Source organism: Moritella yayanosii, from assembly GCF_900465055.1.
GTDB classification, from domain to species: Bacteria; Pseudomonadota; Gammaproteobacteria; order Enterobacterales; family Moritellaceae; genus Moritella; species Moritella yayanosii.
This window is the reverse complement of the sequence record NZ_LS483250.1, coordinates 1,786,607-1,803,081: the sequence shown is the minus strand read 5'-3', so window position 1 is coordinate 1,803,081 and position 16,475 is coordinate 1,786,607. Positions and strand designations below refer to the sequence as shown.

The following is a 16,475-nucleotide window of genomic DNA, read 5'->3' as shown; positions in this document are numbered from 1 at the left end:
GCATATTTTGTGCGGTCTATCAAAAAGATAGAAATAAACTAAAAAAATCAAAAATCTATTTGAACCACATTGGGAACATTTTGTTTATCACCGTGAAGTATTATTACCTACATATATAAATCTCTCTAGTTTAAATGTCCTTTTATTAACCCATGCGAAATTAATTTTGGGACAAGTCTCACCCAAAACCGCCCTCTTGCAGGTTTTTATTAACCTCATATTATTCATCTCAAGCACCACTGGGTTAACAGTAATGCTCATGATTTTTTATAATTGGAGATTAATATGTTTAAATTTTTTAAAACCAGATCGGATAAACCGATTATGGAAGGAAGCCAGGATAAAATTCAGTCTATCTATAAACGTCACCAATGGTCGGTTTTCCTCGGGCTAGTGTTTGGTTATGCCATATTTTACGTAGTACGCATGAGCTTAGGTGTTATGAAAAAACCGATGCTGGATGCAGATATCGTGACCAAAGCAGAGCTGGGTATTATGGGTTCTGCGTTTTTCTTCACTTACGCGATCGGTAAGTTCACGAATGGTTTCTTGTCAGACTATGCGAATATCGGACGGTTTATGTCTTTTTCGCTGTTGTTGTCGGGCATAACCGCCATCGCAATGGGGATGAGCACTACCGCATTTTTCTTTATCCTTTTATGGGGGGTAAATGGTTGGTTCCAGTCGGTGGGTTCAGCACCATCATGTGTCTCTCTTTTTCAATGGTTCTCTCCAAAACAACGTGGTAGTCGTTATGCTATGTGGGGGGGATCTCGTAACATTGGTGAAGGTATAACCTGGATCCTGACTGCCTCGATAGTGAGTTATTTTGGTTGGCAAGCGGGCTTTATTGGTGCTGGTATTGCTGCTGTTATTGCTGCTCCATGTATGTTCTTGGCTTTGCGTGACCGTCCACAAACATATGGTTTGCCTGATGCAGCTACTGCATTTGGTGAAGAATCTGATATTAAAAACGCGAATGACCCAAAAGAAACACGCCGTGCTCAGCTCTTTATTTTAAAGCAACCGACGGTGTGGTTAATTGCACTGTCGTGCGCGATGATGTACTCCTCACGTTATGCAATATCTTCTTGGGCCGTTTTATACCTTCAAGAAGTAAAAGGCTACAGTCTGATTGATGCTGGTTTCGCAATGGCCGCGTATCCTATTGCCGGCCTTGCTGGGGCGATATTATCCGGCATTATTTCCGATAAGATATTTAATTCTAATCGTCATATTCCAACACTTCTATATGGTCTTGCAAATATCGCGGGTATGCTTCTGTTGTTCTTTGGCGCACATAGCCGAATGATGGATGCTGTGGCACTTTCTTTAATCGGTTATGCCATCGGTGGTCTGGTTGTGTTCCTTGCGGGCCTGACCGCATGTGATCTGATGCCTAAAAATGCAGTGGGGGCAGTAAAAGGTTTCATTGGTTTATTTTCATATATGGCAGCGTCAGCACAGGAATTGATTTCATCTCACTTGATCACAATTACTGAGACTGTTAATGGTGCCGGAGAAATTGTGAAAGTGTATGACTTCGGCAACGCACAGTATTTCTGGTTAGGTACTGCAGTGCTTTCTGTGCTCTTGGCTACGACCGTGTGGAATGCGAAGAAAGTAACAGATATTGATGCTCAGCCTTCAATCGATAATGTTCCTGTTTTAGAGAAGTAAAAACCATTAAGCAGTGGCAGCACTATGTTGCTACTGCTCTATTTCATCATATTCCTAGGTAAAACTATGCGTAAAACTAAAATTGTCGCCACTTTAGGCCCTGCAAGTAATGACCCTCAAATTATCGAAAAATTGATTTTGGCAGGTGTTAACGTTGTGCGTTTGAATTTCTCTCATGGCTCGTCTGAAGAGCATATTGCATGTGCTGAACTAGTACGTTCAATTGCTTTACGGCTGGGCTGCCATGTTGGCGTGTTGGTTGATTTGCAAGGACCTAAAATTCGTATCGCAGATTTCCTCAATGGTCAAGTGAAGCTTGAAAAAGGACAGCTATTTACGCTTGATGCCAATATGGCATTAGACGCGGGAACGGAGCAGGCGGTCGGGTTAGATTTTCCGCAGCTAGTGAGTGAGGTTCAGGTGGGCGATACATTGCTGTTGGATGATGGCCGTATACGTCTAAAAGTGAACAGTATCGATGGCATGAAGGTGCTGACGACGGTGCTGAATTCAGGCATGTTGTCGAATCGAAAAGGCATTAACCTCTTAGGTGGCGGCTTGTCTGCGCCGGCTCTGACCGAGAAAGATAAGCAAGATATTATTACCGCGGCTGAGCTTGATGCTGACTTTGTTGCGGTGTCGTTTCCGCGTAATTCGGCGGATTTGAATGAAGCGCGAGAATTGGTGCAGGCGGCAGGATGCTCTGCGGCGATAGTGGCCAAAATTGAACGTGCCGAAGTGGTAGCGTCACTGAAAGCGATGGATGATGTTATTCTTGCGTCTGATGTGATTATGATTGCGCGGGGCGATTTGGGGGTTGAAATAGGGGATGTTAATCTGCCTTTGGTTCAGAAAAAATTAATTGAACGAGCCCGTTATCATGGCCGTCCGGTGATCACTGCAACGCAAATGATGGAATCGATGATTGAAAATCCAATGCCGACGCGTGCAGAAGTAATGGATGTGGCCAATGCGGTACTTGATGGTACTGATGCGGTGATGCTTTCAGCTGAATCGGCTACGGGTAAGTTTCCGGTTGAAGCGGTTGCCTATATGGCCGACATTGCTTGTGGTGCTGAAAAGCGAGTGGATGAAGCTGGTCAGAGTTGGCATAACTTACTTAACTTATGTTCTGAACCTCGAAAAAGTATGGCATTGGCAGCGATGTTATCAGCATCAAGCTCGGAACAGAACTTAGGTATTGCTATTATTACCGATCAAGGTGATACCCCGCGTCTCATGTCCCGCTGCCAGGGTAAGCAAAATATCTGGGCTTTATCCTATAAGCCTCGCGTATTGCGTCAATTGGCATTATTACGTGGTGTGATACCTGTTTACTTTGATCATCGAGGAATGTCAGGGAATGCGTTAGCAGAACAAGTGAAGGAGCATTTATTTCATGGTGATATGCTGAATAATGTCGATTCGTTGATCCTCATTCAACTTGAATCACTGGAAAATGCTGGCGATACCGATATTTGCCGCTTTATTAAGTTACCGAATATGTTGGAGCTGGCAACGGCCTGAATTTGTTCCATTCATTCTCCTCATGTTTTCGATGTTGTGTTTAATATTGATAATACTTCGAGCTCCATCGAGGTGATCTGAAAGTTTTAATCGGTTTTGATCATCAATTCTAAGCAAGGCCGCACTGATTCTAAAATTCAGTGCGGGTATGCCATACAGGGGGAGTTTAGATGCTCGGTTCATTAAGAAGGACAGCCCAAATTATTTCTTATGATTTAATAACTTTAGCAGTTAAGTAAAGTGGGTCTTCTATTTTGGTTTATTTTATATATAATGCATATTACGAAATGTCCTTGTAGCTCAGCTGGATAGAGCAAGCGCCTCCTAAGCGCTAGGTCGGAAGTTCGAATCTTCTCTGGGACACCATCATTTTATCCGCGATTACAACTTAGTCATTTACTTTAATGGTAATATCTTAACGATTATATTTTAACGAGCACATCTTCCATTGCTAAGCGTGATTTTGGTGGCGCGATATTGTAATCATTTTCTGCATCACGGTAACCAATTGCCAGTGCGACATCACTGACGTAACCATCTAGTTCTACTGCAAATTCTTTACTGACTAATTCGCTATCAATCCCTTCCATCGGCGTAGAATCAATATTTAGACGCGCAAGTGTATGCATGGTATTACCTAGCGCTAGGTAAGTCTGAGCTTTAGTCCATGGCGCGGTATTGCCATGTTCATCTGTGTTTAGTTCAGCAAACGCAAATGCACCGAAGGCACTTTCTTTATCTTCTGGTTTTGTGCGTTTATCAGCAATACCTTTATCAATCACTGCTTCATAGTCTGCACGGGTATACGCTGGGTTATGGGCAAAAATAATAATGTGCGACGCACTCATAATATGCGGTTGGTTAAACTGAAATTTATTGGCAAAGGTATTGTGCATACGCTGTTTTGCTGCATCGCTTTCGATAACAATAAATTTCCACGGCTGAGAGTTAATTGATGATGCTGACAAACGCATGGTTTCCATGATCACGGCAAGATCGTCTTGCGGTATTCTTTTTGAAGCATCGAACTTTTTGGTAGTATAACGATTGTTGAGATCTTTGATAATTTGATGTGTCATAGCCGAACCTTAATGATAAATTTTATTTGTTATGTGATTTTCGTTATTTCATTTACGATGAAACTCGCGACAGCCCCTTCGGTTGCTTGTACATACATTTTTAAATGCGGGCTATTGAGGTGTTGTTGTAATAACTCATGACTCACCCAATTTTCAACGAAAGTAAATAACGCCGGGTTATTATTGTCTTGATGCAAGTCGTACTGAATGCAACCTTCTTCAAGTCGTGTCGGCTCAATCAATTTTAATAGCGCTGTTTTTACGAACTCAATTTTATCTGCTTTCGCTTCGATGTTTGCAACAATCGTGAGTGTGCTTGTCATATTATCGTTACCTTTTATTGGTTGTACACTGAGTGAGTGAGGACATTATCCTTGATTGTTGCTACTCTAAAAAGATGGTAATGCAACTAACAGTTTCAAAAACTATTTGATAATGAATATTAAAGACCTTACTCTTTTTGTGCGTACAGCGCAAACATGCAATATCACCGCATCCGCATTGCAGTTGGAAATGAGCCCAGCTGCTGCGAGCGCGGCGTTAAAACGTCTAGAAAAACAACTCGGCGTACAACTTTTTATTCGCTCGACACGTAAGTTGCGTATCACAGCCGAAGGGGAGCGCTATTCAGTTCAATGTTGGCGATAATTTGGCGGATTTCTATCATGACAAAATTGATATGGCGGCTGACTTACGCTCGGGTCATGTTGCGCGATCTGTTACGCAGTAAGTGTGAAGCTGAATTAAGTTAGCTCAGTTTGGTGCTACATCTCGTTATAAAGGTATGCTAAAGTGATTTTATCTAAATTTTGTTAATCAAGCTGTATAACAAGGATTTTTATGACTATTGGTATTGGTGGTTCAACTGCTGAATTAGAATTAGCTAAACTGGCAGATATGACTGCAGGCGTTACAGCGATCGCGTTACAAGAATTTAATGACCGCATCGAAAAAGCCCAAACGATCATGCAACGTGAAGGCATTAAAGCGATCTATCTTAATGCCGGTACAAACCTGTATTATTTCACGGGTATGCGTTGGGGCGTTGGTGAACGACTGGTTGGTGCTATTTTACCTGCGCAAGGTGAACTACAGTTTATCGCCCCACGTTTTGAACAAGATACTATTAACGAATTTATGCTGGTACAAGGTCCTCTACATTGTTGGCATGAACATGAAAGTCCGGCACAATTATTTGGTGAGATCCTCGCTAAACTTGATATTACCGATGGCACTGTTGGTATTGATGAAGCGACAGCCTTTTTTATGTTTAACAATATTCGTCATGCCCATCCGCAGTTTGAGTATGTCGATGCGAAGGTGGTGACTGCCGGTTGTCGTCAGCAAAAATCAGACGTTGAAATTGCATTATTACAACGTGCAAAAGACATGACGTTAGAAGTGCATAAAGCAGCTGCTCGTATTTTACGTTTAGATATTTGCACGACAGAAGTAGAAGAGTTCATTCACCAAGCCCATAAGGTGGTTGGTGCACCAAAAGGTTCTTATTTCTGTATCGTATTATTTGGCAAAGCGAGCTCGTTCCCGCATGGTGTTAAAGATCCGCAATGCTTGAAACAAGATGATGTGGTATTGATTGATACTGGTTGTCAGCTACATGGCTATAACTCTGATATTACCCGTACTTATGTATTTGGTGAAGCAAGTGACGAAGTACGCGCTGCTTGGTTAAGTGAAAAGAATGCCCAGCAAGCCGCGTTTGATGCAGCTCAGATTGATGTGCCTTGTCAGGATGTTGATGCCGCCGCTCGTGTATCACTGGAAGCGGATGGTTTTGGACCTGGTTATGATCTACCTGGGCTACCGCACCGTACTGGTCATGGTATTGGTTTGGATATTCATGAATGGCCATATTTAGTGGGTAAAGATACCACGCCGTTAGCCAAAGGTATGTGTTTCAGTAATGAACCTATGTTAGTTATTCCTGGGAAATTTGGTATTCGTTTAGAAGATCATTTTTACATGACGGATGCGGGGCCACAATGGTTTACGCAACCATCCCATTCGATTGATGACCCATTTGGTTATGAAGCCTAGTTTTTAAATTAAGCGTCATAAGTTTAAATGACGAAAGCCCGAGAGACTATTTTCGCGGGCTTTTTTTCAATGGTATGGATCATGTACTATTGGCAAGGTGTGTTGCAATTACATCCATTAATGTTGGAGATAGATTGATTATAAGTACACTACTTGGTTACGACCTTTGTTCTTGGCCTGGTATAATGCCTTATCAACCCGTAAAAGTAATTCATCAAAACAGGTGTCAGTCCCAGACAATACTGTGATGCCGATACTCACCGCTACCTTTAAGTCATCGGTAGTTGCCGAAAAATCATGAGCTTGCAGCTGTTTTTGAATGCGTTCCGCCAATGATGTGCCTTGGCTCCGTGTTGTATTCGGCAGCATGATCGCGAATTCGTCACCGCCAATCCGTGCGACAACATCTTCTTGTCGTGTCCCTTGCAATAATTGCTCAGAAATATCTATTAATATTTTGTCACCAAATGGGTGTCCGTAATTGTCGTTAATATGTTTAAAATGGTCGATATCAATTGAAATAATCGTGAGCGGTAAAGCATGACGTTGAGAGCGTGTAAATTCACGTTCAGCTTGTTCGATAAAGTAACGTCGGTTGTATAAGTTGGTTAGATAGTCCGTGTTAGCTTGCTGCCTAAACTGCTCTTTTAGCTCGTATAATTCGGTTACATCGGTGGAGAAACCGATCACGGCGCATTTATTATTGATGGTTATAGGCACTTTTACACTTAAATAATGAACAGTATTGCCAACATTGTCGATGACTGTTTCTTCGATACGTTGAATACTCTTGGTTTTAAAAACCTTTGCATCACTTTCATGAAAATGAGCGGCTATATCTTTAGGTAAAATAGAGGTTTCTAACTGGCCAATGATTTCGGTGATGGGCCGTTCAAATAGCGCTGAAACTTTGGAATTTGCATATAAAAATCGGCGTTCTTCATCTTTTATATACACACATGCTGGGATATTATTTAATACGGTATCGAGTAATTGTTTTTGCTCATGGTTTAAATCGCGTAACCGTTTTTCGGTGGTAATGTCTGTAGAGATCCCACAAATGCCGCATACTCGACCATCGTCGTCGAATAGTGGGCTTTTTACCGTGTGGTAAATTCGTTGCTCACCGCTAGATTTGATATAATTTGTTTCTTCTGCGTTTATGACGGTTGCAGTTTGCATGACTTGATTGTCATTTTCTTTAATGTGGCTAGAAATATCTAGATCGAAGAATTGGGTATCGTCGCATCCTATTACTTCTTCTAAAGATTTATTAAAGAGTTTGAGTACCGCTCGATTGGCGTAGGTATATCGACCTTGTATATCTTTAGTATAGATATAGGCGCCTAAAGTATTACAAACTTGCTTTAGTGCAGCTAATTGTTTTGCTATAGCATCATTGTTATTTGATTGTGTAAGCACTTAAATTCTTACTCCACTATGTTTTATCAAGCTTGAGAATAACAAATGGTAAAACACTAATTAAAAGCAAGGTGAAACTAATTATAGATTAATTACTTATTAAATACCCCTTTAAACTTCAGTATTATAAATAATAATGCTTGAGGACAATCTAGAATAGTTATCATCATGGAGCGGTAATAATGTACCTACATAGACTCCGAATACATTAGCGAAAGCCAACCCCGTTATTTAACATTGTTACTTGCAATAACGAGGTCGACCATACATTTTGTTCTTAAGAGTATGGGTTATTTACTGTTAGCAACGTGTGTTGCAATCACATCCATTAGTGTTGGCGATAGGCAATCATAAGATTCAAGACCTAACGCATTCAAACGTGATCTGATTGCGGTCATGTCTTTTGGATCGGTACCTGTTTCAATAATCGATGAAACAAACGCGGAAAATTCAGGTGCAGACCAACCTTTATCGGCAGACAATTCTGTGCGAACAAAGTCTAAACCAAAGAATGGATGTGTTTTACCGTCACTGGGTTACTGCTACAGTGACACTGTAATGTACCCCCATTAAAGTTATTCGCCGTTGGGGTAATGTCTTTATCCATTGCTGGTGAGAATGATGGATCCGCGTTTCGGTGTGCAGTGTAGATAGCTTCACCATCACTTTCTGCATCGAAGATAACGGTTACGTCTGGAGAGAAAAGGAGCACATCGCCAACCTCTGCCATTTGGCTTTTTAGGCCTTCGACTTCCAATAATTTACTCAGGTAATTTGATTTAAATGAACCAGATTTGAAAAGAAAAATACCGGGTTGAGTTGTTAATGTAGACATTGACGATCCTTTATTTAATCAAATCACATGTGTGTTGATTATTTAGTGTTGAATGTATTTATGTTGCGATGGCGGGCATTCTACATTTCGGAAGGAACAAAACAATATACTGAAACGGTAAAAGATCATTACTTATAGGTAACAATCTTTATTTAAATTATTGTTTAATTTTTTAATTGTTGATTTTTTAGCGTTGTTGTCGTTTGAATTGAACGTTATTATTGTTGAATTTAGAGGGCATTGTGATGGCTACTTGGATATACCAAGTGCCATCATTTCAACGTTTTTGTAGGGATTATGCGTAGGTTTCATTGAGTTTAAAGCGGGATAACATAGATGTTAGTAATTCAGCTTGTTGGGATAGTTGTTCGGCAGCTGCGGCACTTTCTTGTGCTGTGCTATTGTTTTGTTTGGTTACACCGTCGACTTCGGTAACGCCTTGGTTAATTTCTTCTGCACCGATTGCTTGTTCGTTACTCGCTAGTGCGATTTGCTCAACGAGTACGGCAGTTTGACTGACACTTTCAAAAATGCTTTTTAAACTTTCAGCTGTTTCGATGGCAATCAAGCTACCATTTTTCGTTTTCTCGACCGAACTTGCGATCAGTTTTGAGGTTTCTTCGGCAGCCGTTGTACTTCTGGCCGCTAATTGGCGGACTTCATCTGCGACCACGGCGAAACCACGACCTTGTTCACCAGCGCGAGCGGCTTCTATAGCGGCGTTTAAGGCGAGTAAATTGGTTTGATCGGCAATGTCGTCAATCGTATTGATGAAGTCTGCGATACTTTCACTGGCAGCTGATATTTCAGCCATTGCAGCAATCATGGTCTCCATTTTTTCGATACCCTGTTCTGCTGAACTTTGGGCAAGCATGGCTAACTCTTGTGCTTGATTGGCGCTTTTTGCATTTTCGCCGATTTGAGTACTCAATTGGTTTAATGATGCGGAGATGTTCTCTAGACTTTCAGCCTGAGCTGATGCACCTTCTGATAACGCAGCACTCGTTTCTGAGATGTTGTAACTGCCCTGTGATATCTCAATACTGGTTAATTTGGTTTGGCCTAATACTTCATTTAAGTTAGCGGTCATTTCTTGTAATGCTAAGCCTACCGTATCTTTATCTGAGGCTAATATGACTTTATGATTGAGTTCACCAGCCGCGATTGTTTGTGCGAGTTCCGCTTTTTCCTTCAGGTTAGCGATCATGTTCTTCATTTCAGCGTAAATACCACGGTCATTACCATCACTTTTTAATTCTATAGTTAAGTCACCTTTAGCGACTGTCTTGGCTATTTCAGCAATGTATGCCGGCTCACCACCAAGTAAATTCATAATATGACGGGTGAGCCAGACCGCAATGCCAATGCCGGTGATAATGGCGAGTATTGTGCCTAAAATAGTGGTGTTAATAACTGCAGATTCAGTTTCTTCTAACTCGACCATTCTGGCATTCATTAAGTTTGTTTCTCGTTGCTTAAAGGTTTGTATTTGTTCGCGGAATTTATCAAAATACACTTTACCTTTAGCTTCACCAACAAGGTCTGCCATATCATTCATGGTTTTTGCATTACCAATGCTACGGCGTAGGGTGATTTGTTTTTCAACGACTGCACTTATCCAATTATCAACTATTGATTTAGCGGAGCCTAGCAACATTACTTGCGCTGGATTGTCGGATACTGTGTTTGATAATTGACTAATTAAGCGATAAAACTGTTCTTTACCCTTGATATAAGGTGTTAAAAATTCGTCTTTCCCAGCAAGTAGAAAGCCGCGCATACCGGTTTCCATATCAACCGCTGCTGTCACTATTGCCTGCGCCGTGGCGATGACGCGGTAAGTGTGCTCAACCCGTTGACTTAATTCTCTTAGTTCTTCAACATTGGTACTGTTTTGTGCGTATTCTTTACGTTCTGTCATTAATTTTCGTTCGCGTTCAATGAAAGTCGTTAATTGAGCTCTAAATTTATCGAAATATTTTTTCCCTTGTGCCTGGCCAATTAAATCGGCCATATCGTCCATGTTTTTGGCGTTACCGATTTCTGTTCTTAAGGCGATGACGGGCTCGGTGACATTCTTCTGCCATTCGTAGATAGTGCGCTTAATGTCTTTTATTAATGCCACTTGTGCAGGATTATCAGAAACAGTTTCAGAAAGGTTACTGGTTAAAGTATTAAATGTCTGTTCACCATTTTTGTAAGGTGCTAAGAAATCAGCTTTACCTGCGAGTAGATAACCGCGCATACCGGTTTCCATATCAACGGCAGCGGCTTCAATACTTGACGCTTTAGCCAAAACTTTATGCGTGTGGTTTACCCAGCCAAAGTTACTGACAAGTGATTTCACGCTGAATAGTACAACCAGAGTGACGGCTAGCATTAAGGATAGAATAAGCCCATAACTTGAATATAATTTGGTAGTAAACTTCATATTTTTAAACATAACAGTCTCCGCGGTAACATCCTGTAATTACTCCCATCCACATGAATTGTCGATTGAAAGTTTGTATAGATATGAAGTCTAGTAACATAAGGTAAAGTTTTAATTATAATTTTGTATAAGTACTGTTTTCACTGTATATCTGTGAGCGGTGGTTGATAAATGAGATTAAATGCTAAAGTGGCTTTAGTTGTTTAATATTTTACTTAGCTATTTGGGTTTTATTTAGTTGCTGGTTTGCTGTCTAGTTGTGATGTTTTTTTGGAAGGCGAAATAGAAAAGGAAGCGCAGAGGCTTCCTTTTGACGAATAAGACATGTGAGTATGGTTATTCGCGGATGTAATTTTCGGTAATACTAAACCGGATGATTAAGCGAAGTATGTTTCTAGCGCTTCACTACCACCGATGTGTTTACCACCGATAAAGATTTGTGGCACTGTACTTTGACCTGTCACTGCACGTAGGCTAACCGTGGTTGCGTCTTTACCGAGTACCACTTCTTCGTAGTTTAAACCCTGGTCGATTAAGGTTTGTTTTGCTTTAGCGCAGAACGGGCAGCCCGGTTTGGTGAATACGGTGATGGATTCTTGCACTTTATATTCTGGTGCCACATAACCTAGCATAGTGTCTGCGTCAGATACCTTGAACGGGTCGCCTGGTTCGTCAGCTTCAATGAACATTTTTGCTACCACGCCGTTTTTAACCAGCATGCTGTAACGCCATGAACGCTTGCCAAAACCGATATCAGATTTGTCGACTAACATACCCATACCTGCAGAGAACTCACCGTTACCGTCTGGAATGAAGGTAATGTTTTCTGCTTCTTGATCATCTTTCCATGCGTTCATTACGAATGTATCGTTGACTGATACACATAAAATGTCATCAACGCCGTGTGCAGAGAATACGCTAGCTAGTTCGTTATAACGGGGTAAATGGCTTGACGAACAAGTCGGTGTGAATGCGCCTGGCAGACTGAATACAATCACCGTTTTGTTAGCAAATAACTCTTCAGTAGTACGGTTAACCCATGCATCACCTTGGCGAATTGGGAATGTAACTTGTGGAACGGTTTGGCCTTCTTTCGATACTAATGTCGTCATAATATATTCCTTAATGTAGCTATTAATTAAGCTACTTATGTTTGTTATAAAGAGGTTTGTTATAAATGTTGTGAAGACGTTGTGTCTGTGTCGTCTTGATGTAGCTATTATGTCTAATTAGGAGAGATAGATACAATCGATTAAATCTTAAGTTTTGATAGGCTTAAGCTATTAGTCCTGTTGGTATTTAAATTTTAATTTGTTTTGGCTATGGATTAAATCTGTTTATTTAAGATCTAATCCATATTGCAGGGCGGAATAACTTAAATTGAAAGGGAACTAGTGCTGAAGTCTATGCTGTTTATCATGGCTGTAAATATCAACGACCTGCACTAAGGGCATTTATTGATTTTTTGGTTGAGAAGTTATCAATGGAAAACCAGACCGTGTATTGAGGTCGTGAATAAGCCCTCGAATATTGCTTGAAGCATGAATGTTAACTATTTTTAAGTGACGGTAGTGAGTTTATGACGCTGTCATTGGTGAGTTATTTAAGTGGAGAGTTATTATGACGAAGGTATTTATTAGGCATAAAGTTGAAAGTTACGGGTTATGGAAACAGGCTTTTGATGATTTTTTAGCTCAGCGTAAAGCCGGTGGTGAACTGTCTTATACCCTCGGGCACATTCCTAACGAAGCCAATGATCTTTGCCTTACATTCGAGTGGGACAGTGTCGACAATGCCAATGCATTTTTTGCTTCCGATACATTAAAGGCGGTAATGCGGGAGGCGGGGGTTACGGAACCGCCGCTGATAATTGTTTATGAAAATACCGCTGAAGGGCAGACTTATGTTTAATGTCATGATAATACGGTATCACTTGTTTTAGGCAAACGAATATAAAATTGCGTACTTTGTCGTGCTGACTTGACCCAAATACGGCCGCCTAGCGTATTGAGTAACGCTCTGGATAGGGTTAATCCGATCCCGATATTGACGGTTGAGTTATTATTGCGGGTAAAATTTCGTTCAAACAAATGCGTACAGTCATCTGTTGGAATGGTCTTTCCGACATTAGATACGGAGAGTTGGATATTGTCATTTTCTTCTCCAATCGCAATAATTATCTTACTATTATCATCGGCATGGCGTACTGCATTGGATAACAGGTTAGCGATAATTCGACGTAATAACGCGCTATCAGTGTTTAGTTCGGCTTGTCCTTCGATAATGATATTCACGTTTTTTTCATCTGCCAGTAACTGAAAATAGTCCGCAAGTTTAGATGCTAACTCGTATACATCGACCCGTTCATTATTGACGGTGAGTTGCTCACTTTCGGCTTTCGCCATGAGTAAAATATCGGTGACTGTTTTGGACAGAAACTCTAACTCTTCGATATTAGATTCAAGGGTATCTTTGTAATCCAGCGAGCTTCTTTCACCTTGCAACATACATTGATTCCTCACTGTCATGGATGCCAATGGGGTTCTTAATTCATGTGCTAAGTTTGCCGCATAGAATGATAATTGATCGAACGAACCTTCCAGACGTTTGAGCATCAGGTTGAAGACCTGAATCGATGACTGCATCTCTTTGGGATATTCTTGCTGATCAAGTCGAGTTGCCAGCGTATTTATATCTATCCTGCTGGTTTCCATACTAAATTTACGTAGTGGCGATAAACCATACCAAGCAACAAAAGCCCCTATGATGCTAAGAATAAAGAACATTAATCCCATGCTCAAGATCATATTTTTTGTTGAACTATTTAGAAATTCAGCATGATAAGTGACATCCCTGATCACGATTAAACGAAAATTTTCACCTTGGCGATTTCGGGTGATGGTCGCAATACCTTTAAAGTAGGCTATCTCACTTTGCCAGTTAACGAGCTGTCCAGGGCGGCCATCACGCAGTGCAGATGGTACTGTAAGGCCTTGATAAGAAGATGGAATTAATTGATTGGCGTTGTTGATAGCTAATACATGGGTATCAGGATGATCGGTAAGGATAGTACTGAAATTTATATCCTGATCTTGATTAATGCCGTCAATAGCTGCAATAACCATGTCACTCTTGCTAAGAATGTATTGCTTATCCATGTCATTGAAATGTTGACTGCTGAACCACCAAAAAAAAGCAATTGCAGCACTGACGATAAGGAAATAGCTCAGGGTAAAGTGCAAGGTTAATTTGGTGGCAATAGACCCTTTCACGACCTTAGCTCCAACACATAGCCCATGCCCCGCACGGTATGGATCAGTGGTGATGAGAAACCCTGATCGATTTTATTGCGTAAACGTTTAATCGCAACTTCAATGATATTAGTATCACTGTCAAAATTGATATCCCATACATGGCTGGCTATTTGCGATTTGGATAATACTTGCCCTTGACGAGTCAGTAAAAACTCAAGTAAGGCGAATTCTTTAGCCGTAAGATCTATGCTGTCACCGTCTCTTTTTACTTTTCTTTTTAACCGATTAAACTCTAAATCGCCGATAGTGAGAATGGCGCTGTGTGTTGAACCTTTGTCGCGTAACTGATTGTGGATCCGGGCCAATAACTCACAGAAAGAAAACGGTTTGCTCATGTAATCATCTGCGCCAAGCTCTAGGCCTTGGACTCTATCTGCCACATCATCTCTGGCGGTGAGCATTATTACCGGTAAATATTTGGGTTTTAGGCGTAGGCGTTTTAGGATATCCCAGCCGTTCATCCCCGGTAACATCACATCCAATAACACCAGGTCGTAGTCCATTTCGGTTGTTTGATGCAAGCCATCAATACCGTTATCGACAAGATCTACGTTGAAGCCGCTTTCATCCAGCCCTTGTTTAAGGTATTTCCCTAACTTAACTTCATCTTCAATAATTAGAATTTTCATTGATTTCCCACGCGTTTGATAACGGTATTGTTGGACTGGTATAGAGACTTTACGACACTTGCTTAATTTATCATCTTTGACGTAAAACCCCGTCATTTATGCCAGGGATGTAAGTCATTCTGGCGAAGCAAGATGTTACCTACTACACATTAAATGCTTGTAAGAGGTTCGAGAAGACTAACGCAATCTAATGTTGCAATGCACGAACCGATGACGCCAAGAATCCTCTTCGTTCACGTAGAGGAGTGTCAATCTCTTAAACTAATGGAGATTATAATGAGTTTATGACAGAAAACTGTCTTGAAGATTACAATTTTGTCATTTTCATCATTAAGTAGTGCGCCAGCGTATTGAAAAATAAGATAGTTTGAAGCTGACAAGCTTGTAATATGGATGACATGCTGATGACAGATTGGGGCATTAGTATTTGATGTGTATCTTCTAATCACATCAAGGTGAACAATATGAAAAAATTAATTCTAATGACCGCATTAACCCTTAGCTTGCAATCTTTCGCGGCCTCTGCCACACAAATATCGGCTAACACCGAAATATACACAGGTGTCACTGAAAGCCGAACCGAGGCTTACGAGACTGGGGTTAATATATTGCAACAACTGAAGTTGCTAACGGGGAATCAGGCTTATAAAAAGCTTAATATAGTGAATACGAGTACAGTCAGAAGTTCAATTCGAATTAATGATGGGCGTGTTTATGTAGATGAATTTGCGGATGCAAACGGCTCGTTAAAGTATCAAGCTAAGGTGAAGCTAAATTACAGTTATAAAGAGGCTGGTAGTAATCGCTAATTATTTACAGCTCCAGATCTGATCTGGAGCTAGTCTTTAATTCAATTATTGTTTATCTTGGGAGTTGTTAATTACATCACCATTATTGTCCCTTTCATGCCCGCTTCTCTGTGGCCTGGTAGTAAACAGGCAAAGTCAACATAGCCTGCTTGCGTGAACTGCCATATCAACCCGCCGCGCTGACCAGAACCTAAACTCAACATATTGCTTTCTGCATGTTGCATCTCTGGCATGTCTCGCATCATTTGGGCATGTTTCCCCAATGCCTCAGTCGAACCAATGACCAGTTCGTGAGATATTTTTCCTGCATTCTTAACAAAAAAACGGATGGTTTCTCCGGCATTAACGTGGATCTGACTCGGGGTAAATCGCATGTTGTCATTCATGGTGATATCGATAGTCCGAGTAATATCTGCCGCTTTACCGGGTTGGCCGGATGCTGAATTTGTCATGTCCATCATACCTGTCATGTTATGGCCTGCACCGTGACCAGTACTATTATCTGCACCGTGGCCTCCGCCAGCGAATACCAAGCTAGGGAGCAGGCTTAATAGTAAAATTGGTAGTGTTTTAGTTGCTTTCATGTCGTTACTCTCTGTTGTTCATTGTTAGTAAGATCGATACCCAAGCTATATCCGCAAGTTTCTGAACTAGCATCTTGCAGTGGCTTAGGTATATATTTGATGTACTT

Annotated in this window: 15 protein-coding genes, 1 tRNA gene and 1 pseudogene; 7 read left to right on the top strand and 10 right to left on the bottom strand. The window is 41.0% G+C overall.

The genetic code is table 11. The features are described 5' to 3' along the window. Positions 1 to 324 precede the first annotated feature (324 nt). From MORIYA_RS08225 to MORIYA_RS08215, 3 genes are all read left to right on the top strand, one after another. Positions 325 to 1,680 (top strand): MFS transporter, encoded by a 1,356-nt coding sequence (locus MORIYA_RS08225; protein ID WP_232011557.1) that lies wholly within the window; start codon positions 325 to 327, stop codon positions 1,678 to 1,680. 66 nt (positions 1,681 to 1,746) lie between these two features. Continuing rightward, the gene (pyk, locus tag MORIYA_RS08220; RefSeq protein ID WP_112714271.1) at positions 1,747 to 3,207 is read left to right on the top strand and encodes a pyruvate kinase; all 1,461 of its coding nucleotides are present in this window, start codon (positions 1,747 to 1,749) and stop codon (positions 3,205 to 3,207) included. A gap of 289 nt (positions 3,208 to 3,496) precedes the next feature. Next, a tRNA-Arg gene (locus tag MORIYA_RS08215) sits at positions 3,497 to 3,573 on the top strand. Between the two features lie 56 nt (positions 3,574 to 3,629). Here the strand turns inward: MORIYA_RS08215 and MORIYA_RS08210 are convergent. Together MORIYA_RS08210 and MORIYA_RS08205 are read right to left on the bottom strand one after the other, a co-directional pair. After that, the gene (locus MORIYA_RS08210; protein WP_112714269.1) at positions 3,630 to 4,286 is read right to left on the bottom strand and encodes a nitroreductase family protein; all 657 of its coding nucleotides are present in this window, start codon (positions 4,284 to 4,286) and stop codon (positions 3,630 to 3,632) included. A 29-nt stretch (positions 4,287 to 4,315) separates the two neighbouring features. After that, positions 4,316 to 4,609 carry a putative quinol monooxygenase gene (locus tag MORIYA_RS08205; protein ID WP_112714267.1) on the bottom strand — a complete coding sequence of 98 codons (294 nt, stop codon included), beginning with the start codon at positions 4,607 to 4,609 and terminating at the stop codon, positions 4,316 to 4,318. A gap of 112 nt (positions 4,610 to 4,721) precedes the next feature. On the opposite strand from MORIYA_RS08205, the gene MORIYA_RS08200 reads away from it, so the two are divergent. Both MORIYA_RS08200 and MORIYA_RS08195 read left to right on the top strand, forming a co-directional pair. Next, the gene (locus MORIYA_RS08200) at positions 4,722 to 4,934 is read left to right on the top strand and encodes a helix-turn-helix domain-containing protein (protein ID WP_232011556.1); all 213 of its coding nucleotides are present in this window, start codon (positions 4,722 to 4,724) and stop codon (positions 4,932 to 4,934) included. Between the two features lie 192 nt (positions 4,935 to 5,126). Beyond that, the gene (locus tag MORIYA_RS08195) at positions 5,127 to 6,344 is read left to right on the top strand and encodes a M24 family metallopeptidase (protein ID WP_112714265.1); all 1,218 of its coding nucleotides are present in this window, start codon (positions 5,127 to 5,129) and stop codon (positions 6,342 to 6,344) included. 138 nt (positions 6,345 to 6,482) lie between these two features. Here the strand turns inward: MORIYA_RS08195 and MORIYA_RS08190 are convergent, their stop codons facing one another. From MORIYA_RS08190 to MORIYA_RS08170, 5 genes and pseudogenes are all read right to left on the bottom strand, one after another. Next, entirely contained in the window at positions 6,483 to 7,766 is a 1,284-nt protein-coding gene (locus tag MORIYA_RS08190) for a sensor domain-containing diguanylate cyclase (protein WP_112714263.1), read from the bottom strand. Between the two features lie 290 nt (positions 7,767 to 8,056). Further along, the gene (locus tag MORIYA_RS21765; RefSeq protein WP_408632081.1) at positions 8,057 to 8,248 is read right to left on the bottom strand and encodes a hypothetical protein; all 192 of its coding nucleotides are present in this window, start codon (positions 8,246 to 8,248) and stop codon (positions 8,057 to 8,059) included. A gap of 128 nt (positions 8,249 to 8,376) precedes the next feature. Further along, a pseudogene (locus MORIYA_RS08180) lies at positions 8,377 to 8,601 on the bottom strand (hypothetical protein); the annotation flags it as partial. 295 nt (positions 8,602 to 8,896) lie between these two features. After that, positions 8,897 to 11,044, bottom strand: a complete 2,148-nt coding sequence (locus MORIYA_RS08175) for a CHASE3 domain-containing protein (RefSeq protein ID WP_174216911.1) — start codon at positions 11,042 to 11,044, stop codon at positions 8,897 to 8,899. A 365-nt stretch (positions 11,045 to 11,409) separates the two neighbouring features. Next, positions 11,410 to 12,144, bottom strand: coding sequence for a glutathione peroxidase (locus tag MORIYA_RS08170; RefSeq protein ID WP_112714261.1), 735 nt, complete (start codon positions 12,142 to 12,144; stop codon positions 11,410 to 11,412). Positions 12,145 to 12,652: 508 nt separating this feature from the next. On the opposite strand from MORIYA_RS08170, the gene MORIYA_RS08160 reads away from it, so the two are divergent. Beyond that, a complete protein-coding gene (locus MORIYA_RS08160) occupies positions 12,653 to 12,943 on the top strand; it encodes an antibiotic biosynthesis monooxygenase (protein ID WP_112714259.1) in 291 nt (96 codons plus the stop codon). 2 nt (positions 12,944 to 12,945) lie between these two features. Here the strand turns inward: MORIYA_RS08160 and MORIYA_RS08155 are convergent, their stop codons facing one another. Continuing rightward, positions 12,946 to 14,304, bottom strand: a complete 1,359-nt coding sequence (locus tag MORIYA_RS08155) for a heavy metal sensor histidine kinase (protein ID WP_162629251.1) — start codon at positions 14,302 to 14,304, stop codon at positions 12,946 to 12,948. Further along, positions 14,301 to 14,975, bottom strand: coding sequence for a heavy metal response regulator transcription factor (locus tag MORIYA_RS08150; protein ID WP_006032580.1), 675 nt, complete (start codon positions 14,973 to 14,975; stop codon positions 14,301 to 14,303). Before MORIYA_RS08150 ends, MORIYA_RS08155 begins: the two co-directional genes overlap by 4 nt. 464 nt (positions 14,976 to 15,439) lie before the next feature. Between MORIYA_RS08150 and MORIYA_RS08145 the strand changes: the two genes are divergently transcribed. Continuing rightward, a complete protein-coding gene (locus MORIYA_RS08145; RefSeq protein ID WP_112714255.1) occupies positions 15,440 to 15,784 on the top strand; it encodes a DUF3316 domain-containing protein in 345 nt (114 codons plus the stop codon). Between the two features lie 71 nt (positions 15,785 to 15,855). On the opposite strand, the gene MORIYA_RS08140 is transcribed toward MORIYA_RS08145, so the two are convergent. Continuing rightward, positions 15,856 to 16,368: a cupredoxin domain-containing protein gene (locus tag MORIYA_RS08140; protein WP_112714253.1), complete on the bottom strand. Its 513-nt coding sequence runs from the start codon at positions 16,366 to 16,368 to the stop codon at positions 15,856 to 15,858. Positions 16,369 to 16,475 lie beyond the last annotated feature (107 nt).

Excerpts from the sequence above, each read along its gene's own strand:
- MORIYA_RS08175 (WP_174216911.1), bottom strand. The coding sequence starts at position 11,044 with ATGTTTAAAAATATGAAGTTTACTACCAAATTATATTCAAGTTATGGG.
- MORIYA_RS08210 (WP_112714269.1), bottom strand. The coding sequence starts at position 4,286 with ATGACACATCAAATTATCAAAGATCTCAACAATCGTTATACTACCAAA.
- MORIYA_RS08140 (WP_112714253.1), bottom strand. The coding sequence starts at position 16,368 with ATGAAAGCAACTAAAACACTACCAATTTTACTATTAAGCCTGCTCCCT.
- MORIYA_RS08145 (WP_112714255.1), top strand. The coding sequence starts at position 15,440 with ATGAAAAAATTAATTCTAATGACCGCATTAACCCTTAGCTTGCAATCT.
- MORIYA_RS08160 (WP_112714259.1), top strand. The coding sequence starts at position 12,653 with ATGACGAAGGTATTTATTAGGCATAAAGTTGAAAGTTACGGGTTATGG.
- MORIYA_RS08200 (WP_232011556.1), top strand. The coding sequence starts at position 4,722 with ATGAATATTAAAGACCTTACTCTTTTTGTGCGTACAGCGCAAACATGC.
- MORIYA_RS08150 (WP_006032580.1), bottom strand. The coding sequence starts at position 14,975 with ATGAAAATTCTAATTATTGAAGATGAAGTTAAGTTAGGGAAATACCTT.
- MORIYA_RS08170 (WP_112714261.1), bottom strand. The coding sequence starts at position 12,144 with ATGACGACATTAGTATCGAAAGAAGGCCAAACCGTTCCACAAGTTACA.
- MORIYA_RS08205 (WP_112714267.1), bottom strand. The coding sequence starts at position 4,609 with ATGACAAGCACACTCACGATTGTTGCAAACATCGAAGCGAAAGCAGAT.
- MORIYA_RS08225 (WP_232011557.1), top strand. The coding sequence starts at position 325 with ATGGAAGGAAGCCAGGATAAAATTCAGTCTATCTATAAACGTCACCAA.
- pyk (WP_112714271.1), top strand. The coding sequence starts at position 1,747 with ATGCGTAAAACTAAAATTGTCGCCACTTTAGGCCCTGCAAGTAATGAC.
- MORIYA_RS08195 (WP_112714265.1), top strand. The coding sequence starts at position 5,127 with ATGACTATTGGTATTGGTGGTTCAACTGCTGAATTAGAATTAGCTAAA.